Annotated in this window: 18 protein-coding genes, 1 pseudogene and 1 riboswitch; of the genes and pseudogenes, 4 read left to right on the top strand and 15 right to left on the bottom strand. The window is 71.0% G+C overall.

Features of this window, described 5'->3' with window-relative positions; translation table 11 throughout:
• Positions 1 to 24: 24 nt before the first annotated feature.
• The 10 genes and pseudogenes from ACFT9I_RS38215 to ribD form a co-directional block, all read right to left on the bottom strand.
• On the bottom strand, positions 25 to 1134 hold the full coding sequence (locus ACFT9I_RS38215; protein ID WP_382572160.1) for a hemolysin family protein: 1110 nt from the start codon (positions 1132 to 1134) through the stop codon (positions 25 to 27).
• Positions 1131 to 2549 (bottom strand): hemolysin family protein, encoded by a 1419-nt coding sequence (locus ACFT9I_RS38210; RefSeq protein WP_382572159.1) that lies wholly within the window; start codon positions 2547 to 2549, stop codon positions 1131 to 1133. The genes ACFT9I_RS38215 and ACFT9I_RS38210 overlap by 4 nt, the downstream gene beginning before the upstream one ends.
• 278 nt (positions 2550 to 2827) lie before the next feature.
• Positions 2828 to 3292 (bottom strand): annotated as a pseudogene (locus ACFT9I_RS38205) (PH domain-containing protein); the annotation flags it as partial.
• Positions 3293 to 3306: 14 nt separating this feature from the next.
• A complete protein-coding gene (hisG, locus tag ACFT9I_RS38200; RefSeq protein ID WP_382572157.1) occupies positions 3307 to 4155 on the bottom strand; it encodes an ATP phosphoribosyltransferase in 849 nt (282 codons plus the stop codon).
• Positions 4156 to 4287: 132 nt separating this feature from the next.
• Positions 4288 to 4560, bottom strand: coding sequence for a phosphoribosyl-ATP diphosphatase (locus ACFT9I_RS38195; RefSeq protein WP_023543014.1), 273 nt, complete (start codon positions 4558 to 4560; stop codon positions 4288 to 4290).
• Positions 4561 to 4594: 34 nt separating this feature from the next.
• A complete protein-coding gene (gene ribH, locus ACFT9I_RS38190; protein ID WP_354606992.1) occupies positions 4595 to 5080 on the bottom strand; it encodes a 6,7-dimethyl-8-ribityllumazine synthase in 486 nt (161 codons plus the stop codon).
• A 62-nt stretch (positions 5081 to 5142) separates the two neighbouring features.
• Positions 5143 to 6435, bottom strand: coding sequence for a bifunctional 3,4-dihydroxy-2-butanone-4-phosphate synthase/GTP cyclohydrolase II (locus ACFT9I_RS38185; RefSeq protein ID WP_382572154.1), 1293 nt, complete (start codon positions 6433 to 6435; stop codon positions 5143 to 5145).
• Positions 6432 to 7100, bottom strand: a complete 669-nt coding sequence (locus tag ACFT9I_RS38180) for a nicotinamide riboside transporter PnuC (RefSeq protein ID WP_382572152.1) — start codon at positions 7098 to 7100, stop codon at positions 6432 to 6434. The genes ACFT9I_RS38185 and ACFT9I_RS38180 overlap by 4 nt, the downstream gene beginning before the upstream one ends.
• Positions 7097 to 7714 (bottom strand): riboflavin synthase, encoded by a 618-nt coding sequence (locus tag ACFT9I_RS38175; RefSeq protein WP_382572150.1) that lies wholly within the window; start codon positions 7712 to 7714, stop codon positions 7097 to 7099. Before ACFT9I_RS38175 ends, ACFT9I_RS38180 begins: the two co-directional genes overlap by 4 nt.
• Positions 7715 to 8833 (bottom strand): bifunctional diaminohydroxyphosphoribosylaminopyrimidine deaminase/5-amino-6-(5-phosphoribosylamino)uracil reductase RibD, encoded by a 1119-nt coding sequence (gene ribD / locus ACFT9I_RS38170; protein WP_382572162.1) that lies wholly within the window; start codon positions 8831 to 8833, stop codon positions 7715 to 7717.
• A 174-nt stretch (positions 8834 to 9007) separates the two neighbouring features.
• Positions 9008 to 9138: riboswitch (FMN riboswitch) on the bottom strand.
• A 221-nt stretch (positions 9139 to 9359) separates the two neighbouring features.
• Here ribD and ACFT9I_RS38165 point away from each other — a divergent pair.
• Complete coding sequence (locus ACFT9I_RS38165; protein ID WP_382572148.1) at positions 9360 to 10106, top strand: SDR family oxidoreductase; 747 nt, start codon at positions 9360 to 9362, stop codon at positions 10104 to 10106.
• Between the two features lie 77 nt (positions 10107 to 10183).
• On the opposite strand, the gene ACFT9I_RS38160 is transcribed toward ACFT9I_RS38165, so the two are convergent.
• A complete protein-coding gene (locus ACFT9I_RS38160; RefSeq protein WP_382572147.1) occupies positions 10184 to 11368 on the bottom strand; it encodes an ROK family transcriptional regulator in 1185 nt (394 codons plus the stop codon).
• 130 nt (positions 11369 to 11498) lie between these two features.
• Here ACFT9I_RS38160 and ACFT9I_RS38155 point away from each other — a divergent pair, with 130 nt between their 5' ends.
• Positions 11499 to 12719: an MFS transporter gene (locus ACFT9I_RS38155; protein WP_382572145.1), complete on the top strand. Its 1221-nt coding sequence runs from the start codon at positions 11499 to 11501 to the stop codon at positions 12717 to 12719.
• A gap of 76 nt (positions 12720 to 12795) precedes the next feature.
• Here ACFT9I_RS38155 and ACFT9I_RS38150 read toward each other — a convergent pair whose 3' ends face one another.
• Positions 12796 to 14088, bottom strand: coding sequence for an alginate lyase family protein (locus tag ACFT9I_RS38150; protein WP_382572144.1), 1293 nt, complete (start codon positions 14086 to 14088; stop codon positions 12796 to 12798).
• Positions 14089 to 14333: 245 nt separating this feature from the next.
• Here ACFT9I_RS38150 and ACFT9I_RS38145 point away from each other — a divergent pair, with 245 nt between their 5' ends.
• The gene (locus tag ACFT9I_RS38145) at positions 14334 to 15731 is read left to right on the top strand and encodes a uracil-xanthine permease family protein (RefSeq protein ID WP_382572142.1); all 1398 of its coding nucleotides are present in this window, start codon (positions 14334 to 14336) and stop codon (positions 15729 to 15731) included.
• 27 nt (positions 15732 to 15758) lie between these two features.
• Here ACFT9I_RS38145 and ACFT9I_RS38140 read toward each other — a convergent pair whose 3' ends face one another.
• From ACFT9I_RS38140 to ACFT9I_RS38130, 3 genes are all read right to left on the bottom strand, one after another.
• The gene (locus ACFT9I_RS38140; protein ID WP_382572140.1) at positions 15759 to 17480 is read right to left on the bottom strand and encodes a flavin monoamine oxidase family protein; all 1722 of its coding nucleotides are present in this window, start codon (positions 17478 to 17480) and stop codon (positions 15759 to 15761) included.
• A gap of 83 nt (positions 17481 to 17563) precedes the next feature.
• The gene (locus ACFT9I_RS38135; protein WP_382572139.1) at positions 17564 to 18379 is read right to left on the bottom strand and encodes a carbon-nitrogen hydrolase family protein; all 816 of its coding nucleotides are present in this window, start codon (positions 18377 to 18379) and stop codon (positions 17564 to 17566) included.
• Positions 18380 to 18722: 343 nt separating this feature from the next.
• Complete coding sequence (locus ACFT9I_RS38130) at positions 18723 to 19178, bottom strand: Lrp/AsnC family transcriptional regulator (protein WP_354609492.1); 456 nt, start codon at positions 19176 to 19178, stop codon at positions 18723 to 18725.
• A 302-nt stretch (positions 19179 to 19480) separates the two neighbouring features.
• Here ACFT9I_RS38130 and ACFT9I_RS38125 point away from each other — a divergent pair, with 302 nt between their 5' ends.
• Entirely contained in the window at positions 19481 to 19858 is a 378-nt protein-coding gene (locus ACFT9I_RS38125) for an ATP-binding protein (protein WP_382572137.1), read from the top strand.
• Positions 19859 to 19953 lie beyond the last annotated feature (95 nt).

Below are 19953 nucleotides of genomic sequence, written 5' to 3'. Positions count from 1 at the left end.
CCGGACGCCCGAGAACCGGTGCGCTCAGTGCGCGAGGACCTGCTCCGACGGGTCGGGCGGGCCCGACGTACCGCCGGTGCGCAGAGGTACCGGCCGTGTCGCCTCCCGGTGGGACGGGTCCCGTACCTCGCCGACGAGCATTTCCAGTACGTCCTCCAGCGCGACGAGCCCCAGCACCCGGCCGGACGCGTCGGCGACCTGGGCGAGGTGCGTCGCGGCCCGGCGCATGACGGTGAGGGCGTCGTCCAGCGGCAGTTCGGCCCGCAGGGTCGTCATCGGCCGCCAGACGTGCTGCGGTACGGCGCGCTCCCGCTCCTCCAGGTCGAGGACGTCCTTGACGTGCACGTACCCCATGAAGACCCCGGTGTTGTCGGCGCAGACCGGGAAACGGGAGAAACCGGTGCGCACCGTCAGCTCCTCGATCTCGCGGGGCGTGACGGCGGGCGTCACCGTCACCAGTCCGGCCCGGACGAGCAGGACGTCGGTGACCGGCCGGGAGCCGAGTTCCAGGGCGTCCTCCAGCCGCTCCTGTTCCGCCGGTTGGAGGAGGCCTGCCTGGCCGGAGTCCTCCACGAGACGGTTGAGCTGTTCGCTGGTGAAGACGGCCTCCACCTCGTCCTTGGGTTCGACGCCGAAGGCCCGCAGGACCAGCGTGGCGCAGGCGCCGAGGGCGGCGGTGACGGGGCGGCAGAGCCGGGCGAAGCCGACGAGGCCGGGGCTGAGCCAGATCGCGGTCTTCTCGGGCGCGGCCATGGCGAGATTCTTCGGGACCATCTCGCCGATGACGAGGTGCAGGAAGACGACCGCGGCGAGGGCGACGAAGAAGCCCAGCGGATGGATGAGGCCCTCGGGGACGTGGGCCGCGTGGAAGACCGGTTCGAGGAGATGCGCCACGGTGGGCTCGGCGACGGCGCCGAGCGTCAGGGAGCAGATGGTGATGCCGAACTGCGCGGCGGCCATCATCTGCGGAAGGTTCTCCAGACCGTGCAGCACCTGTCGGGCGCGTGCCGATCCCTGGGCGGCCAGCGGTTCGATCTGGCTGCGGCGTACGGAGACGAGGGCGAACTCGGCTCCGACGAAGAATCCGTTGGCGAGGACGAGTAGGACGGCGAAGAGAAGCTGGAGGACGCTCACCGGGCCGCCTCCGCCTTCGCCTGGGTGGGTGTCGCAGCTGCGGCCGGGGCCGGGGCCTTGACCGTGGTGGGCCGCCTGGCCGGTACGGACGCCGGGGCCGGGACGTCGCCGGTGCGCACCAGCCGGACCCGCTCGGCCCGGTAGCGCCCGACCTGCCGGACGGAGAGCCGCCAGCCGGGCAGCTCCGCGCGGTCGCCCGGTGCGGGGATACGCCCCAGCAGATCGGCGACCAGTCCCGCCACCGTCTCGTACGGTCCGTCCGGGACCTCGAGCCCTATCCGCTGGAGGGTGAGGACCCGGCAGCTGCCTTCGGCGTCCCAGGTGGGACGCCCGTCGTCGGTGGCGACGGAGGCGAGTTCGGGGCGCCCGTCGCCTTCGCTGTCGTGCTCGTCGAGGACCTCGCCGACCAGTTCCTCGATGATGTCCTCAAGGGTGACGACCCCGGCCGTACCGCCGTACTCGTCGACGACCACGGCGATCGGCTGCTCGTTGCGCAGCCGCTCCAGGAGCAGTTGTACGGGCAGTGTCTCGGGGACGAGCTGGGCCTGTACGGCGATCCGGCCGACCGGCGCCCGCTGCCGCTCGTGCGCGGGGACGGCGAGCGCGTCCTTGAGGTGGGCCATGCCGACGATCTCGTCGATGCGCTCCCGGTAGACGGGGAAGCGTGACAGGCCGGTGGCGCGGGTCAGGTTGAGCACGTCGGCCGCGGTGGCGTCCGACTGGAGGGCTATGACCTTCACACGCGGGGTCATGACGTGCTGCGCGGTGAGGTGGCCGAGGGACAGGGTGCGTACGAACAGATCGGCCGTGTCCTGTTCGAGCGCGCCGGCCAGCGCGGAGTGCCTGGCCAGCGAGACCAGCTCACCGGGGGTACGGGCCGAGGCCAGCTCGTCGGTCGGCTCGACGCCGAACAGCCGCACCAGCCGGTTGGCCACCGTGTTGAGCAGGGTGATGACGGGCCGGAAGACGGTGGCGAACAGATGCTGCGGTCCCGCGACGAAGCGCGCGACCTGCAACGGCCGGGAGACCGCCCAGTTCTTCGGCACGAGTTCGCCGATGACCATCTGGACGGCGGAGGCGAGGAGCACCCCGATCACCACGGCGACACCGGACACGGCCCCTTCGGGGAGGCCTGTGGCGGTGAGGGGGCCGTCGAGCAGCTGCGCCAGCGCGGGCTCGGCGAGCATGCCGACGACGAGTGAGGTGATGGTGATACCGAGCTGGGTGCCGGAGAGCTGGAAGGACAGCTCCCGCAGGGCCCGTACGACGGCGCGGGCGCGGCGGTCGCCCGCCGCGGCCGCGCGTTCGGCGTCCGGCCGGTCCACGGTCACGAGACCGAACTCGGCCGCCACGAAGAATCCGTTGGCGAGGATGAGAAGGAATGCCGCGGCGAGCAGCAGAAGGGGGATGGTCATGCCGTCGCCTCTTCGAAGGCGGCGGCGCAGGTACTACCGGATGATCCGTCCATTGCTGGAGGGAGTCACTCCTCGGGTCGCAGGATGCCCCGCGGGCCGGTACTCACGGCCGCCGGATGCGGGGCGGGGCGCACTTGGCGCCTCCGCCCCCAGGGTAGCCACTGGGACGGGCACCGCAATGTTCACGCGGGACCGGTGTCCGTGGCGGTGTCGGTGACGGTGTCCGTCGTCGTGTCACCGGCGCTGTCCTTACCGGCGTCCGTGGCGTCCGTGGACTCGTCGTCACCGGTGCCGCGTGACTCCACGAGGGCGCGCAGGGCCCGCGCGTCGCGTATGGCCTTCTGCTTGGCGATCCCGGGCTGGATGCCGAGCACGGGCAGGCTGGTGCCGTCGCTCAGGTCGAGGAAGACCCACGGGTCGCCGACCCGCAGATTGACACGCAGGATCTCCGCCCACTCCAGCCGCCGGACGCGGGTGAGATTGACGACGGTGACGCCCGTGTCGGCGGCGACGACCTTGGGGCGGCTGAGCAGGCACAGCACGCCGAAGAAGAGCAGCCCGACGAAGATGAAGCTGAGGCGCTCCCCCGCGTTCAGCTTCTCCAGCGTCACGGACATGGCCGTGATGACGCAGAGCATGACCGTCCCGACGGACAGCAGAACGGCCCGGGTGCCGTTCGGCCGGAACGTCACGGGCAGGACGGGCGGGTCGGGCAGCGCGGAACGGGGGGCCGGCACGGACATCAGGTGTGGTTCCTTCACAGGCGGCAGGCGTGGATGGCCGTGGTGAGGATGGCGCGGGCACCCAGGTCGTACAGATCGTCCATGATCCGCTGCGCCTCCCTGGCCGGGACCATCGCGCGGACGGCGACCCAGCCCTCGTTGTGCAGCGGGGAGACGGTCGGCGACTCCAGGCCGGGCGTCAGGGCCACGGCGCGCTCCAGGTGCTCGGCGCGGCAGTCGTAGTCCATCATCACGTACGTGCGGGCGACCAGGACGCCCTGGAGGCGGCGCAGGAACTGCTGGACCTTCGGTTCGTCGGCGTCCGCGCCGTTGCGGCGGATGACGATCGCCTCGGACTTCATGATCGGCTCGCCGATGACTTCGAGGCCGGCGTTCCGCATCGAGGTGCCGGTCTCCACCACGTCCGCGATGAGCTGTGCGACGCCCAGCTCGATGGCGGTCTCGACGGCGCCGTCGAGGTGGACGACGGAGGCGTCCACCCCCTTGTCGGCGAGGTACTTGACGACGACGCCTTCGTAGGAGGTGGCGATCGTCAGTCCGGCGAAGTCGGCGACGGACGTGGCCGTGCCGGGCTTCGCCGCGAAGCGGAAGGTGGAGCGGGCGAAGCCGAGCGGCAGGATCTCCTCGGCGCCCGCGCCCGAGTCGAGCAGCAGGTCACGTCCGGTGATGCCGATGTCGAGACGCCCGGAACTCACGTAGATCGCGATGTCGCGCGGGCGGAGGTAGAAGAACTCGACCTCGTTCTCGGGGTCGACCAGGACGAGTTCCTTGGACTCCTTGCGCTGCTGGTAGCCGGCCTCATGGAGCATCGCCGACGCTGCCCCGGAGAGTGAACCCTTGTTGGGGACGGCGATACGCAGCATGGGAGTGGCTTCCTTACCTATGCGTGACAGCGGCGAACGGTGAACAGTGAGCGGGGCACGGTGACCGGGCGGCGGATCCGGACGCGGCTGTGCGCCCGGGGCCGTGGAGTCGTACGTCGATGAGGGTGGTGCTCAGAGATGGGCGTAGACGTCGTCGAGCGAGATCCCGCGCGCGACCATCATCACCTGGACGTGGTACAGCAGCTGCGAGATCTCCTCGGCGGTGGCTTCGGGGCCCTCGTACTCGGCCGCCATCCACACCTCGGCGGCCTCTTCGACGACCTTCTTACCGATGGCATGCACTCCCTTGTCCACCAGTTCGGCGGTGCGGGAGGTGCTGGGGTCGCCCGTGGCGGCCTTCTGCTGAAGCTCGGCGAAGAGCTCCTCGAACGTCTTCTTCGGCATGGTGACGCCTAGCCTACGCGGTCCGGCGGGGCCGTCAGCGCCAGGGTTCGGCGACGGTACGCAGGGTGGCGGCCGTGGCGACGGCGGCGGTGACGGCCTCGTGTCCCTTGTCCTCGCGGGAGCCCTCAAGTCCCGCCCGGTCCAGCGCCTGTTCCTCGGTGTCGCAGGTCAGAACGCCGAATCCGATCGGTACGCCGGTGTCGATCGAGACCTTCGTGAGGCCCTGGGTGACGCCCTGGCACACGTAGTCGAAGTGCGGGGTCCCGCCGCGGATGACGACACCGAGGGCGACGACGGCGTCGTAGCCGCGGTCGGCCAGGACCTTGGCGACGACGGGCAGCTCGAAGCTGCCGGGGACCCTGAGCAGGGTCGGCTCGTCGATGCCCAGTTCGCGCAGGGCGCGCAGGGCGCCGTCGACGAGTCCGTCCATGACCTTCTCGTGCCACAGGGCCGCGATGACCGCCACCCGCAGGTCGCCGCAGTTGCGGACGGACAGTTCGGGTGCACCCTTGCCGCTCATGTCTCTCCTGTTGTTCCTGTTGGTCCGGTACGTCGATGTGTGCTGCTGATGTGGGCCGGTGGCTACTGGTTGCCGCAGGCCGACGTGGCCGCCGGGTCGAGCCAGGGCAGTTCGTGCCCCATCCGGTCCCGCTTGGTGCGCAGGTACCGCAGGTTGTGCTCCCCCGCCTGGACGGGCATGGGCTCGCGGGCGATCACCTCAAGGCCGTGCCGCTCCAACGCCTCGACCTTGTCGGGGTTGTTGGTCATCAGCCGCAGGCTGCGCACCCCGAGGTCGTCGAGGATCTGGGCCCCGGCCGCGTAGTCCCGCGCGTCGGCGGGCAGGCCCAGTTCCAGGTTGGCGTCGAGGGTGTCGCGCCCGCGCTCCTGGAGTTCGTACGCGCGCAGCTTGGACAGCAGGCCGATACCGCGTCCCTCGTGGCCGCGCAGATAGACGACGACGCCCCGGCCGGCCTCTCTGACGCGCCGCATCGAGGCCTGGAGCTGCGGGCCGCAGTCACAGCGCTGCGAGGAGAAGATGTCGCCGGTCAGGCATTCGGAGTGGACCCGGACGAGTACGTCGGTGCCGTCGCCGATGTCGCCGTGGACGAGGGCGACATGCTCGACGCCGTCGACGGTGGACCGGTAGCCGTACGCGGTGAACTCGCCGTGCGCCGTGGGCAGCTGGACCTCGGCCTCGCGGCGGACGGTGGGCTCCGCCGTACGCCGGTACGCGATCAGGTCCTCGATGGAGATGATCGTCAGGCCGTGCTTGCGCGCGAACGGGATCAGCTCAGGCAGCCGGAGCATCACCCCGTCCTCGCCCGCGATCTCGACGATCGCCCCGGCCGGACGCAGCCCCGCGAGGCGCGCCAGGTCGACCGCCGCCTCGGTGTGGCCGTTGCGTTCGAGCACCCCGCCCGGCTTGGCGCGCAGCGGGAAGACATGCCCGGGGCGGACGAAGTCGCCTGCCTCGGCCGCGCCGCCCGCGGAGAGCAGCCGGAGTGTGGTGGCGCGGTCGGCGGCCGAGATGCCGGTGGTGACGCCGTGGGCCGGTCCCGCGTCGACGGAGACGGTGAACGCGGTGCGCATCGACTCGGTGTTGTGGTCGACCATCTGCGGCAGTTCGAGCCGGTCCAGCTCGGCGCCCTCCATGGGGGCGCAGATCAGTCCGCGGCACTCGCTCATCATGAAGGCGACGATCTCGGGGGTCGCCTTCTCGGCGGCCATCACGAGATCGCCCTCGTTCTCGCGGTCCTCGTCGTCGACGACGACGACGGGACGGCCCGCCGCGATGTCCATGATCGCCCGCTCCACGGGATCGAGGGCGAAGTCCTCGATGTTGTCGGTGGAGTACCAGGTGGGCTGTGCTGTCATGCTGCTGCTCCTTCCAGAGCCGGGGCGGCGACGCGGGTGCGCAGCCACCAGTCGCGCAGTCCCCACAGGACGAGGCCGAGGTAGACGACGTACACGAAGCCGGAGAAGGCGAGTCCGCTGCTGAAGGCGAGCGGTACGCCGACGAGGTCGACCAGGAGCCAGGCGAACCAGAACTCGACCAGACCGCGCGCCTGGGCGACCATCGCGGCGAGGGTGCCGACGAAGATGTACGCGTCGGGCCAGGGGTTCCAGGACAGGTCGGGTACGGCGGTGAAGAGGCCGCCGACGGCGAGCGTGCCGACGGCCGTGCCGCCGATGAGCAGCCAGCGCTCGGGCCAGGTGGCGAACCGTACGGCGATGGTGCCGTCCTGCGCCTGCTGCCGGCCGCGCTGCCACATCCGCCAGCCCCACAACGCCACGCCGATGACGAGGAGTTGCTTGCCGACGCCGCCGCTGAGGTGCGCCGAGGCGTAGGCGGCGACGAGGATGAGGCCGGACAGGAACTGCGCGGGCCAGGTCAGGATCGAGCGCCGCCAGCCGAGCGCGAGGGCGATCAGACCGATGGAGTTGCCGATCATGTCGGACCAGATGATGTGCTGGCCGAAGGCGGTGAAGACCTCCGCGTTCAGCCAGTCCACGGCCGACCAGGAGGGCAGGGCACTCATCGGACCGGCCCCTCTGCCTCCGGGGCGGGGAAGGCCAGCAGCCGCTCCACGTACTTGGCGATGACGTCGACCTCCAGGTTGACCGGGTCGCCGGGCTCCTTGATGCCGAGGGTGGTCAGCGCGAGGGTGGTGGGGATGAGGCTGATGGTGAAGTAGTCGGGTCCCGCGTCGACCACCGTGAGGCTGACGCCGTCGACGGTGATGGAGCCCTTCTCGACCACGTAGCGGGTGAGGTCGGCGGGGAGCGAGACCTTGACGATCTCCCAGTGCTCGGACGGCTTGCGGTCCACGACCGTGCCGGTGCCGTCGACATGGCCCTGGACGATATGGCCGCCGAGCCGGCCGCCGACGGCCATGGGCCGCTCCAGGTTGACCCGTGAGCCGGGTACGAGCGCGCCGAGGCTGGAGCGGCTGAGGGTCTCGGCCATGACGTCGGCGGTGAACTCGCCGTCGGCGAGGTCGACGACGGTGAGGCAGACGCCGTTGACGGCGATCGAGTCGCCGTGCTTGGCGCCTTCGGTGACGGCGGGGCCGCGCAGTCGGAAGCGGGAGGAGTCGCCGAGGTTCTCGACGGCGGTGACCTCACCCAGTTCTTCGACGATTCCGGTGAACACTCAACGCTCCTTGGGAGTTGAAACGGTCGCGGTGCCTGCGGGTGTGGCAGGTTCCGGGGTCGCGGTGACGCGGAGATCGGGGCCGACACGTACGGTCTCGGTCATCCGCAGACGCAACGCCTGCGTGAGGGTGGTGATTCCGGCGTCGCCCAGAGCGGCCGGGCCGGCGCCCAGCAGGACGGGCGCGAGATAGCCGACGACCTTGTCGACGGCCCCGGCCGCGACGAAGGCCCCGGCCAGCGTCGGACCGCCTTCGAGGAGCACGGAACGGACGCCGCGCGTGTGCAGTTCGGCGAGCAGCGCGGGGACGGACAGCCCCCGCTCGGCACGGGGCAGCCGTACGACGTCCACCGGCTCCTCGCCGGGCCCCGCGGCCTTGAGGTGCGTCGTGTCCGCGTCGTCGGCGACGGCGATCAGCGTGGGCGCGGCACCGTCCAGGACCCGTGCTCCCGGCCGTACGGCGGTGGCTTCGGTGTCGACGACGACCCGCAGCGGCTGGACGGCGCCGTCGGCGCCGCGGACCGCGAGGTGCGGGTCGTCGGCGCGCGCGGTGCCCGAGCCGACGACGACGGCGTCGGCCTCGGCGCGGAGCCGGTGGACGTCGGCGCGGGACTCGGCGGAGGTGATCCAGCGGCTGGTGGCGTCGGCCGCCGCGATCCGGCCGTCGAGCGTGGCGGCGTACTTCCACAGGACGTGGGGGCGGCCGAGCCGTACGGAGGTGAGCCAGGCGGCGTTGCCTGCCTCGGCCTCTTCGGCGAGCAGTCCCTGCCCGACGCGGACGCCGGCCGCCCGCAGGGTGTCGGCGCCGCCGGTGGCCTGCGGGTTCGGGTCGCCGCCCGCGTACACGACACGGGCGATCCCGGCCTCGACGAGCGCCTGGGAGCAGGGTCCTGTGCGGCCGGTGTGGTCGCAGGGTTCGAGGGTGACGTAGGCGGTGCCGCCGCGCGCCCGGTCGCCGGCCGCGCGCAGGGCGTGGATCTCGGCGTGCGGGCCGCCGGCCCGCTGGTGGAAGCCCTCGCCGGCCCGCTGTCCCGCGGCGTCGAGGATCACGCATCCGACAACCGGATTGGGGCTGGTGGCGCCGAGCGCGCGGGCGGCGAGCGCGATGGCTCGACGCATGGCGTCGGTGTCGGCCGTGGTGGTGGCCACCGGGTCCTCCTGCCTCTGGGGCACGGACTCCGGGGCCTGTCGATGACGACAGAGAAACGGGAAACGCACACGGGAACGCCGAGGCCGATGAAACGAAATCGTCCGAGGACGATCCGCCGACGACGGCGTACCGATGACGGCCCGCCGCGCACTGCCTCCCATCCGGACTTTCACCGTCGGTCCAGGAGTTTCACCTGGTCAACCGGCCGCTGGAAGCGGTCGGGTCGCGGACTGTAACCGCCGGTTCGGAATTGCACCGACCCCGGAGTGCGCTGCTGCTGGTACGGAACCAGTGTGCCACGCCTGATCGTCGGCCATCAGGGCCCGATGTGTGCCCTGGCTCACAGACGGTGGTCGGGCGGCGACCCGGTGGTGGTTCCGGATGGGGTCCCGGATGGGGTCCCGGATGCCGTTCGGACGCGTTTCGGACGCCCGGCGTGGCGTGGGCCCGCACCCTGTCGTCCCGCGGCGTGTCACACGCTGGCAGGCTTGGGCCATGGCAACAATCCTCGTGACCGGTGGTACGGGAACACTCGGCAGACAGGTCGTGGACCGGCTGCGCACGGACGAGCACAACGTCCGGGTGCTGAGCCGCAGTTCACAGCCGTACGCCGTTGATCTGCGCGACGACGACAGCAGGGGTCTCGACGAGGCGTTGAAGGGTGTGGACGTGGTCGTCCACTGCGCGTCCTCGCCGCGCGGGGGTGACGACAGGGCGGCGGCGCATCTGGTGGAATCGGCCGTACGCGCGAGGATTCCGCATCTCGTCTATGTCTCGATCGTCGGGGTCGACCGATTGCCGCTCGGTTACCACCGGACGAAGCGGATCGTCGAGCGGATGGTCGAGGATTCGGGGCTCGGCTGGACGATTCTGCGTACGACCCAGTTCCACGATCATGTGCTGCGGATGCTGGAGGGCGCGACGAAACTGCCGGTCGCGGCCCTGCTCCCCGCGGAGGTGAGCCTCCAGCCGGTCGGCTCGGCGGAGGTCGCGTCCCGGCTCGCGGACCTGGCCACGCGCCCGCCGTCGGGCCGGGTTCCCGACCTCGGCGGTCCCGAGGTCCGGACGGTGCGGGATCTGGCCGACGCCTATCTGCGGGCGACCGGCCACAAGCGGCGGCTGCTGGCGATGCCGCTGTTCGGAAAGGCGTACGCGGGGTACCGCCGGGGCGATCAGCTGACGCCCGAACGCGCGGTGGGCAAAGAGACGTTCGAGGACTTCCTGGCCACCCGGAAGGTGTGAGGACGGGGCGGGCGGAGCGCGGGCAGAGTTCATGAACATGTGACACAACTGCCTGCCCAGGCCTTGGCGGAACGGTCTCAGACCGGCGGTGCGAAGAGGTCGTTCTGGGCCGCGTCCCGCGCCGTCAGCAGCGCTCCCCGCAGCACCGCCGCGCCGCCCAGCGGGCTCGCCACGACCTCCGTACGGAGGGGGGACATCTCCGCCAGGCGGGCCTCGACACGGGAGGCCAGTGCCGTACCGCCCGCGTGACCGACCTCGCCCCCCAGGACCACCCGTCCCGGGTCGAGTACGGCGCTGATGGCGGCGGCGCCGACCGCGAGCCGCCCGGCGAGGGCGTCGAGGAAGGCGTCGCCCGTCGCGCCCGCCGTGAGGGCGGCACGTACGACGGCCGCCGCGGGCGGCTCCTGGGGGCCGGCCTCGGCGAACAGACCGTGCCGCTCGGCGAGTTCACAGATGGCCGCCGAGCCGGCGAGGGTGTGGAACCCGCCGTCGCAGGCGGTCGCCGAGGGCAGCCCCGAGGTCCCGGGCACCGGCAGGAAGCCGATCTCGCCGGCGCCGCCCGAGGCGCCTCGCCGGACCTTGCCGTCCAGGACGAGCGCGGCGCCCACGCCGAGGCCCAGCCACAGCAGGACGAAGGTGCTGGGGCCCTGGTCGCGGGCGGCGCCGACGCGCTGTTCGGCGACGGCGGCGAGATTGGTCTCGTTCTCGACGAGGACGGTGGCGGGCAGGCGTTCCTGGAGCGCGGCGACAAGTCTTCGGTGCCAGGCGGGCACCCCGCTGGTCTCGCGGAGTTCGCCGGTCACCGGGTCGATCAGACCGGGCGCGCCGATACCGACGCTGTGCAGCCGTACGGCGCCGGCCTCGTGGGCCGTGCGCTCCAGCAGGGCCGCCGCGCCCTCGACGGCCGGTTCGACGCCGGTGTCGCTGCCGATGGGCAGCACCGCCTCGGCGAGTGTCGCCCCGAGGAGGTCGCTGACGACGACGGCGACGCTCTGAGTCCGTACGTCGAGCGCCGCGAGGTGCGCCCGGTCGGCGACCAGCCCGTACAGCCGCGCGTTGGGCCCGCGACGCGCGCCCCCCGTCTCGCCGACGATCCTGACCAGGCCGGAGTCCTGCAGCCGCTCCACGAGGTCGGCGACCGTGGGCCGGGAGAGCCCGGTGAGTGTCTTGAGCTGCGCCGCCGTCAACGGGCCTTCTTCCTGGAGCAGTTCCAGGGCGAGGCGGTCGTTGATGGCCCGTGCCGTGCTCGGGGATGCGGCCATGCCTGGATCCTTCCAGATGTCCGCGATCTCTTGCGGACAGTGCCATCTATTTATCATGCAGGGTTCCTGATAGTTTACTGCCGCACTGTTGGACCGGCGTCACCGCGCCGCACGGGGAGGACGAGACGCAATGCCGACTGGACCACCGGTCTTCGACAAGCGACGACTGCGCCAGGCACGGTTCGCCGTGGCCGCCGTCTTCTGTGTGCACGGCTCCGTCGCCGGCAGTTTCGCGACCCGTATCCCCTGGATCCAGGACCACGCGTCGCTGAGCGCCGGGCAGTTGGGCCTCGCGCTCGCCTTCCCCGCCATCGGCGCCTCGGTCGCGATGCCGCTGGCCGGCGCGATCAGCCACCGCTTCGGCGCGCGTACGGCGCTGCGCGGGCTGCTCGCCCTGTGGACGCTCTCCCTCACGCTGCCCGCGCTCGCCCCCAATCTGCTGACGCTGTGTCTGGCGCTCTTCGTGTACGGCGCCACCTCGGGCATGGCGGACGTGGCGATGAACGCGCTCGGCGTGGAGATCGAGAACCGGCTCGACAAGTCGATCATGTCCAGCCTGCACGGCATGTGGAGCGCGGGTGCGCTGATCGGCTCGGCCGGCGGCACGCTCGCCGCCCATATGGACAGCGACGCACGGGTGCACCATCTGATCGCGGCCACCGTGCTCACGATCGCGGGCATGATCGCCTGCCGGTGGGTGCTCGACCTGCGCAGTGCGCCGGACGACGAGCCACCGCCGCGCTTCGCGCTCCCGCCGAAGTCCGCGCTGCTCATCGGCGCGGTCGGCTTCTGCGCGGTCTTCGCCGAGGGCGCGAGTCTCGACTGGTCGGCGGTGTATCTGGAGGACGTACTGGACACATCGCCCGGTCTCGCCGCCGCGTCCACCACGGCCTTCGCGCTCACCATGGCGATAGCGCGGCTGCTCGGCGACCGGGTCGTCGACCGCTTCGGCGCGGTGCGGTGCGTCAGGGTGGGCGGCCTCTTCGCCACCCTCGGCGGCGTGTTGGTGGTCCTCGCGCCGAATCCGGTGGTCGCGATGGGCGGGTTCGCCTTCGTCGGGCTGGGTGTGGCGGTGGTCGTACCGCTGGCCTTCGCCGCCGCCGGGCGCAGCGGGCCCAACCCGAGCCAGGCCATCGCGGGCGTCGCGACCATCACGTACACATCGGGGCTGATCGCCCCCTCGGCGATCGGCGCGGTGGCCGACGCGACGTCACTGGTGACCTCCTTCGGCCTGGTGACCCTGCTGGCGTTCGGCCTGGTGCTGGGGGCGAGCGTGCTGAAGACCGGGGACCGGCGTACGGCTCCGGCGGCAGGGGCGCCGAAGCCCGCACCGTCCATACAGAACGACTGACGAGCCCTGAGTCCGCGGCTCGATCGCCGGACGGGCCGCGGACACGACCCGCGCCCCGTCCGGCATACCCATGCGCTCAGGGCGCGATCGAGTCGAGCTGTTCCGCGGCCGGCCGCAGCGCCCAGAGGTCGCCCAGGGGCGGCTCCTCCAGCAGGGGCACGGCGGCCTTCGCCTTCTTGTTTCCGGCGTCGGCCGCCGCGTGGACGATGTCGCTCGCCGCGTACCGGTCGAACTCCAGCTCCGGATGCGGCCACGGGGCACTGCCGGTCGCGGCCGGCAGCAGATACTCGACGGCCTTGAACAGGCTCTGACCGTCCGGCCCCTTGTGGTCCCAGAGGTTGACGCCGACCTGTTTGCCTATGTCGGCGAGCCGGGTGTAGGCGACCAGCGCGAACGTCGTGTAGTGATAACTGCGGGTGCGGGCCAGCTCCTGCGGCTGGGTACCGTCGCCCTTGATCTGGGTGTCGATCCGCTTCGCCCGCGCGTCCTTGACGGCCTTGCGGGCGAGCGCCTTGTCGCCGGTGGCGAGCGCGAGACCGGCGACCTGCATGTCCATGAAGGTGCCGTGGTTGTTCTGGGCCGCCGACTCCTCCTTGCCGAAGGGGGAGTCGACGAGCCAGTCGAGGAAGTCCTCGTTCCAGGACCGCATGCCGGTCCGGTCGGCCTTGGTCCAGCCCGGAGCGCCGGTCTCCAGGATCGCGAGCGCGTCGAGGACGCTGGTGTACTGCTGCGAGAAGTCGATGATCCCGATCGCGCGGCCGTCGTACTTGCACGGGATGAACTGCCCGTGGTTCAGATTCGGGTTCATGCGCGTCGCGGGGTCGACGAACCAGGTACGCAGGATCTTGGCGGCGTGCTCCGCGTACTTCTTGTCGCCCGTGTAGTACCAGGCGAGGCTGAGGCTGGTGGTGGAGTTGAAAACCTTCCCGATGTCGGGGCGGTCGGTGCCCGTGTCGACCTCGGGATTGCGCTCGCCGTCGCGGTTGACGTACGGGCAACCCCAGGGGTTCTCCTCGGTCTTGGGCTGCGACGGCCACCAGTACGGGGCCTGGCTGAGGTAGTCGTGCGGATCGCCGCTGGGCGCCGGCTTGGGTTTGTCGGTGACGGTCCAGGGGCCCTGGTTCAGGTACTTGTCGGCGGTGGCGGTGAGTTGGCCCACCGCCTTGCGCAGTGCGGGGTCACCCCGGTCGAGCCGGGCCTTGGCGTCCTGCATGCGCTGCCCGTCGATGACGACCGTCGCGGGGGCCTTACGGGCGTTGCCGTGCCGGGCCTCGCCGGCGGACGAGGACGTCGCGGGTACGAGAACGGCGGCCAGCGCCGCCGAGACGGCGAGCAGGGTGCCGAGGCGCCGTGGGGTTCTGCTCCTCATCGAGCACTCCCATCATGTATGTGAATGATGTTCATGAACAGGACCATGCGAGCTGTGAGCGTAGAGGTACCCGGCTCCAACGGACAATGGTCCGGACGTGATTCAGGTAGCAGAACCTCCCAGGGGAGGCGAGCTGAGACCGGCCGACAGCAGGCCCTACCATGACCTGATCTTTTCGGCCGGTATTCGTTCGGCCCTGTATCGGCCCTGTATCGGCCCTGTATTCGGAAGTGGAGCCACCCCTCATGAAGCTCGGTGTGCGCTGGACCCTGCACGGCGACGGGCGCACGCCGGCGCCCGGCGCCGTCGTACGCCCCGACGAACGGCTCTCCTGGCCCCGTACGGCCGGACTCGGCGCCCAGCACGTGGTGGCCATGTTCGGCGCGTCGTTCGTCGCGCCCGTCCTGATGGGCCTCGACCCCAACCTCGCGATCATGATGTCCGGCGTCGCGACGGTCATCTTCCTGCTGGCCACACGCGGCCAGGTGCCCAGCTATCTCGGCTGCTCACTCTCCTTCGTGGGGGTCGCCGCCACCATCCGGGCGTCGGGCGGCGACAGCGCCACGGTGACCGGCGCGGTCTTCGTCGTCGCCGTCGTGCTCTTCCTCTCGGGGCTGGCGGTGCGGCGCTTCGGCGCCCGGATCATCCATGCCGCGATGCCGCCCGTCGTGACGGGCGCGGTCGTGATGCTCATCGGGTTCAATCTGGCGCCGGTCTCCGCCAAGACGTACTGGCCGCAGGACCAGTGGACCGCGCTGCTGGTGATGGTGTTCACCGCGCTGGCCGTGGTCTGTCTGCGCGGCTTCTGGTCACGTATCGCGATCTTCCTCGGTCTGCTCTTCGGTTACGGCATCTCCTGGGTCTTCGACCAGGTCTTCGGCAAGATCCACTCCCCCGCGGGCGGCGCCGAGTCCGTGGACCACTGGCGTCTCGACCTGTCCCTGGTGGGCAAGGCCGACTGGATAGGTCTGCCCGACTTCCACGCACCGAGTTTCGAGTGGTCGGCGATCCTGGTCGCACTGCCGGTCGTGATCGCGCTCATCGCGGAGAACGCCGGGCATGTGAAGGCCGTCGGCGAGATGACCGGCAACTCGCTCGACGGAAAGCTCGGCACGGCGATCGCCGCCGACGGCGCCGCCTCGATGCTCTCCACCGCCGTCGGCGGGCCGCCCAACACCACGTACTCCGAGAACATCGGCGTGATGGCGGCGACCCGCGTGTACTCGACCGCGGCGTACTGGGCCGCCGCCGGTTTCGCCCTCCTCTTCGGCCTCTGCCCGAAGTTCGGCGCCGTCGTGGCCGCGATTCCCGGCGGTGTGCTGGGCGGGATCACCGTCATCCTCTACGGCATGATCGGCCTGCTCGGCGCGCAGATCTGGATCAACGCCGGGGTGGATCTGCGCAATCCGCTGAATCTGGTGCCGGCGGCCGCGGGCATCATCATCGGTGTCGGCGGCGTCAGCCTGAAGTTCACCGACAGCTTCGAACTCGGCGGAATCGCACTCGGCACGCTCGTCGTCGTCGTCGGCTACCACGTGCTGCGCGCCTTCGCCCCACCGCATCTGAAGGGCGACGGACCGCTGCTCGACTCCGGCACGTCCACGTACGACGACGGTAACGGCGACGGCGACAAGGAGCGCTGAACGGGCCGGACCCACGGCTCGTACCGCTCAGTCCTCCGGCAGTTCCACGGGCGCGATCTCGTCGTACACGTCCCCCGGCCCCGGGTTCGTCGCGTCCGTGGCGCCGCCGAAGTGGGTCAGCACGCCCCACACGGCGTTCAGCGCGGTCTGTACGGCGCCCTCCGCCCACCCCGCCGTCCACGAGATGTCGTCACCCGCCAGGAAGATCCCGCGCTTGTCGGCGGGGAGCCGGTCCTGCATGAAGTGGGTGAACAGGCGGCGCTGGTAGCGGTAGTGACCCGGCAGGTTCGCCTTGAACGCGCCCATGAAATAAGGCTCGTTCTCCCATGACACCGTCACCGGGCTGCCGATGACGTGCTCGCGGATGTTCACCTTCGGATAGATCTCGCCGAGCGACTTCAGCATCACCTCCATCCGCTCGTTCGCCGACAGCGGCAGCCACTTCAGGCTGTCGTCGCACCAGGTGTACGAGAGGCAGATGACGGCCGGCTTGTCCGGCCCGTTGTCCAGGAGGTAGGTGCCGCGCGTCATCCGGTCGGTGAGGGTCATCGACATCGTGTCGCGGCCGGTCGGGTCGCCCCGGTCGTCGACGGCCTTGTCCAGCCAGAACGGCCGGTCCACCGGCACGAACAGCTTGGACGACTCCATGTAGTGGGTGCGCTCCATCGCCGTCCAGTGGTCGATCGGGAAGAGCGAGTCTGCGCAGTCGATCTTCGAGAGCAGCAGCCAGGACTGCGCGGTGAAGACGGCGGCACGGTAGGTGCGGATGTCCCCCGAGGCGTCGGTGACGGTGATCCTGTCCCCCGCCGTGCGGTGCAGCCGGGTCACGGCGCCGCGCGGCTCGCCGCCGTGCAGGGAGGAGAGCGAGGTGCCGGGCGGCCAGTGCGTGATCTTGGCGGGCTCGCGGTCCCAGAGACGCAGCGGCAGTTGCTGGCTGCCGCCGACGATGCCGCGGTGGTGGTCGTCGGCCTCGGAGTAGACGACGCGCAGGATCTCCAGGATGGAGTTGGGGAAGTCGGTGTCCCAGCCGCCGGTACCGAAGCCGACCTGGCCGAAGATCTCCCGGTGCCGGAAGGACTTGAAGGCGTCGGAGTCGCAGAGGAAGCCGTAGAAGGTCTGGTTGTCGAGCTTCTCCACCAGCCGCGCCCAGATCTCCCGGATACGCGGCACGTCGCGCTCGCGCATGGCGCGGTTCATGTCGGAGAAGTCGGCGCCCTCCTCCAGACAGGTGTTCCAGGCGGCCATCACGTCACGGTAGACCTGCGGCAGATCGTCGATCGTCTCGGCGTAGTGCGACTCGCCCTTGAGGTCCACGACGGTCGAAGGGGTGCCGGGGGCGAGGGGGTTGGGGAACGGCTCGGTGACCAGGCCCACCAGGTCGATGTAGTGCTGGAGCGCGGTGGACGACGGCGGGAAGCGCATCGCGCCCATCTCGGCGGTCAGTTCGGGATCGCAGCCGTCGAAGCCGACGGTGCGCAGCCGGCCGCCGATCCGGTCGGCCTCGTACACGACCGGCCGCAGGCCCATCTTCATCAGTTCGTACGCGGCGACGATGCCGGAGAGGCCCCCGCCGATGACCGCGACCTCGGCGCCGTGCTCGGTGGCCGGGATCTGGCCGAGGCCCGCGGGGTGGGCGAGGTGGTCGTCGTAGGCGTACGGGAAGTCCGGACCGAACATGGTGATCGGCGGCAGGCCGGCCGGCGGCTGTGCCTCGGGGTGCTGGACGGAGGTGGGCACCGTGGACGTCATGGGGTACGGACTCCTTGCGGGGCGGGCGTGAGCGGCGGGGCGGGAGGGTCGCGGAGCGGTCGCGGTCGCGGTCGCGGTCGCGGTCAGTGAAGCGAGCCGTACAGGCCGGGGTGCCGGTCGCGCAGATACGGGTTGGCGGCGCGGGAGGCCCGTAGCAGCTCGGGGTCGACGTCCCCGAACAGCAGCTCGTCGCCGCGTCCGGCCCGCGCGCGCGTGGTGCCGTCCGGCCCCGCCAGACAGCTCAGCCCGACGAACTCGAACGCGGACGCGCCCTCGCCCTCGGGCCCGGTCCGGTTCACGTACGCCACGTACAGCTGGTTCTCGAAGGCGCGCACCGGGACGACCGATTCGGCGACGAACTGGAACGGGTGCATCTGCGCGGTGGGCACCAGCAGCAGATCGGTCCCGGCGAGCGCGTGGGCGCGTACGTTCTCCGGGAACTCGACGTCGTAGCAGATCATGATCCCGACCCGCAGGCCGCCGAGTTCGGCCTGCACGACCGGGGTGTCGCCCGGCGTGAACCACTCCCGCTCGAAGCCGCCGAAGAGGTGGGTCTTGCGGTAGTTGGCGAGGGACGAGCCGTCCGGGCCGATGAGCTGCGCGGAGTTGTGGACGCGCGCGCCGTCGCCCGCCCGCTCCGGGTAGCCGTACAGCACCGCGATGCCGTGCTCGTCCGCGATACGGGCCACGGCCTCGGCGGCCGGACCGTCGGCGGGCTCGGCCAGCCGGGACACGTCGGCGCCGATCGCGTAGCCGGTGAGGAACATCTCCGGACAGACCAGCAGCCCCGCCCCGCCGGCCGCCGCCGCACGCGCCGCACCCGCGATGACCTCAAGATTCTTCACGGCGTCACCGGGCCGGCCGGAGCTCTGGAGCAGGGCGATACGCGACGACGGCATGGCGGACCTCGGGAAGTCATGTGTGCGGGGGACGTATCGACGGTACGGCTCCGACTTCCGCCGCGACAAGGCGCCTCTGTTGCGTGTGGGCGGGGCATTCGTTGCGTGTTCGGGCCCGGAAACGGCGATTCGTTGCGTCGCTGGTCGTAGCCGGTTCCCCGTCGTGCGACGGAGTGGATGGGGGACCGTGGTCTGACGCCCCGGAGGGGCCCCGTGCGGGAGGGTGATGTCGCCCGGGAAGAACCGGGCGCACCACAACGGCAGCGGAGCGGGCTTTCGCCGCACCGTGAGACCCGGGGCTCCCGAACAGGGGACGGGAGCCCCGGCGCCGTACCGATCCGCGTCAGCCGGGCGCGCCCGACGAGAAGCGCCTGAGCAGCGGCGAGAGCACCAGTACCGACTTCGTACGCTCCACGTACGGCTCCCCCGCGATCAGTTCGAGCACCCGCTCGAAGTGGCGCATGTCGGAGGCGAAGACCTGGACCACGGCGTCGGCGTCGCCCGTGACGGTCGAGGCGGACACCACCTCCGGGTAGCGCGACAGACCACGCCGGATGTCCTCGGGCGAGGTCTTGTGCCGGCAGTAGATCTCGACGAACCCCTCGGTCTCCCAGCCGAGCGCCGCCGGATCCACCCGCACGGTGAAGCCGGTGATGGCGCCTTCGGCGCGCAGCCGGTCGACGCGCCGCTTCACGGCGGGCGCCGAGAGGCCGACCTCGGAGCCGATGTCCGCGAAGGAACGGCGGGCGTCCTCGGCGAGGGCGTGCACGATGCGTTCGTCGAGCTTGTTCAGTCGCACTGCGGGCGGTCACTTCTCTGCGGGTGGTGGTTCTGCCGTGGCCGGCCGAGGGGGCGGCACGCCCCGTATCCGAAGTAGACCACGGGGCCGAGGGTCCCACCCATGATCGCGTACGCGCGGGGGGCGGCCTTCGCCGTGGCCGGACAGCCGCGCGTTCGGCACCGACCGCGGATGGAGTACCCCCATTCGTGGTATTGGCCGGGTAACGTATTTCCGTCCGGCCGGGCAGCATCCCGGGGCGGCGCTTGATGGATTCCCGGAAACGGGGTAAGCGAGCGATTGAGATGAAAGAGCCGCACTTGGTGATCGTCGAATCACCGCACCGGGACACCGCGTCGGCCCGCCAGGCCGCCGCCGACTTCCTTACGCAGCACTGCCCTTGGGCCGACCTGGACGCGGTGCTCCTCGTCGTGTCCGAACTCGTCTCGAACGCCGTCCGGCACACCTCGGGCTGGTGGCGGCTCCATCTCACGGCCGCGCAGGAGTCGTTGGTGGTGGAGATCGACGATTCGAGCCCCCGGATGCCGGTGCCGCGCGACCCCGACTTCGGCGGCGGTGGCGGATTCGGCTGGCACATGGTGACGAGGCTGGCGACCCGCGTGGAGATCCGGCCGCTGCCCGAGGGCAAGCGGGTGCAGGCGATCTGGGAACGCCCGGGGACTCCGGCGCGGGTCTGCTGAACCCGGTCCGCTGAGCCGGGTCCGCTGAGCTGTACGGGGCCGCCAACTACGCGTACGCGTGGTGGAGGGGAAGTCCCGGGACTCGGGACTTCCCC

Origin of the sequence: Streptomyces sp. NPDC057137 (genome assembly GCF_042670825.1) — a bacterium.
In the GTDB taxonomy this organism is placed as follows: domain Bacteria; phylum Actinomycetota; class Actinomycetes; order Streptomycetales; family Streptomycetaceae; genus Streptomyces.
The sequence above is the reverse complement of the archived record's forward strand: the minus strand, read 5'-3'. Positions and strand labels throughout refer to the sequence as shown.

Excerpts from the sequence above, each read along its gene's own strand:
- ACFT9I_RS38160 (WP_382572147.1), bottom strand. The coding sequence starts at position 11,368 with ATGGCCGCATCCCCGAGCACGGCACGGGCCATCAACGACCGCCTCGCC.
- ACFT9I_RS38195 (WP_023543014.1), bottom strand. The coding sequence starts at position 4,560 with ATGCCGAAGAAGACGTTCGAGGAGCTCTTCGCCGAGCTTCAGCAGAAG.
- ribH (WP_354606992.1), bottom strand. The coding sequence starts at position 5,080 with ATGAGCGGCAAGGGTGCACCCGAACTGTCCGTCCGCAACTGCGGCGAC.
- ACFT9I_RS38135 (WP_382572139.1), bottom strand. The coding sequence starts at position 18,379 with ATGCCGTCGTCGCGTATCGCCCTGCTCCAGAGCTCCGGCCGGCCCGGT.
- ACFT9I_RS38145 (WP_382572142.1), top strand. The coding sequence starts at position 14,334 with ATGAAGCTCGGTGTGCGCTGGACCCTGCACGGCGACGGGCGCACGCCG.
- ACFT9I_RS38165 (WP_382572148.1), top strand. The coding sequence starts at position 9,360 with ATGGCAACAATCCTCGTGACCGGTGGTACGGGAACACTCGGCAGACAG.
- hisG (WP_382572157.1), bottom strand. The coding sequence starts at position 4,155 with ATGCTGCGTATCGCCGTCCCCAACAAGGGTTCACTCTCCGGGGCAGCG.
- ACFT9I_RS38185 (WP_382572154.1), bottom strand. The coding sequence starts at position 6,435 with ATGACAGCACAGCCCACCTGGTACTCCACCGACAACATCGAGGACTTC.
- ACFT9I_RS38150 (WP_382572144.1), bottom strand. The coding sequence starts at position 14,088 with ATGAGGAGCAGAACCCCACGGCGCCTCGGCACCCTGCTCGCCGTCTCG.
- ACFT9I_RS38210 (WP_382572159.1), bottom strand. The coding sequence starts at position 2,549 with ATGACCATCCCCCTTCTGCTGCTCGCCGCGGCATTCCTTCTCATCCTC.
- ACFT9I_RS38180 (WP_382572152.1), bottom strand. The coding sequence starts at position 7,100 with ATGAGTGCCCTGCCCTCCTGGTCGGCCGTGGACTGGCTGAACGCGGAG.
- ACFT9I_RS38140 (WP_382572140.1), bottom strand. The coding sequence starts at position 17,480 with ATGACGTCCACGGTGCCCACCTCCGTCCAGCACCCCGAGGCACAGCCG.
- ribD (WP_382572162.1), bottom strand. The coding sequence starts at position 8,833 with ATGCGTCGAGCCATCGCGCTCGCCGCCCGCGCGCTCGGCGCCACCAGC.
- ACFT9I_RS38155 (WP_382572145.1), top strand. The coding sequence starts at position 11,499 with ATGCCGACTGGACCACCGGTCTTCGACAAGCGACGACTGCGCCAGGCA.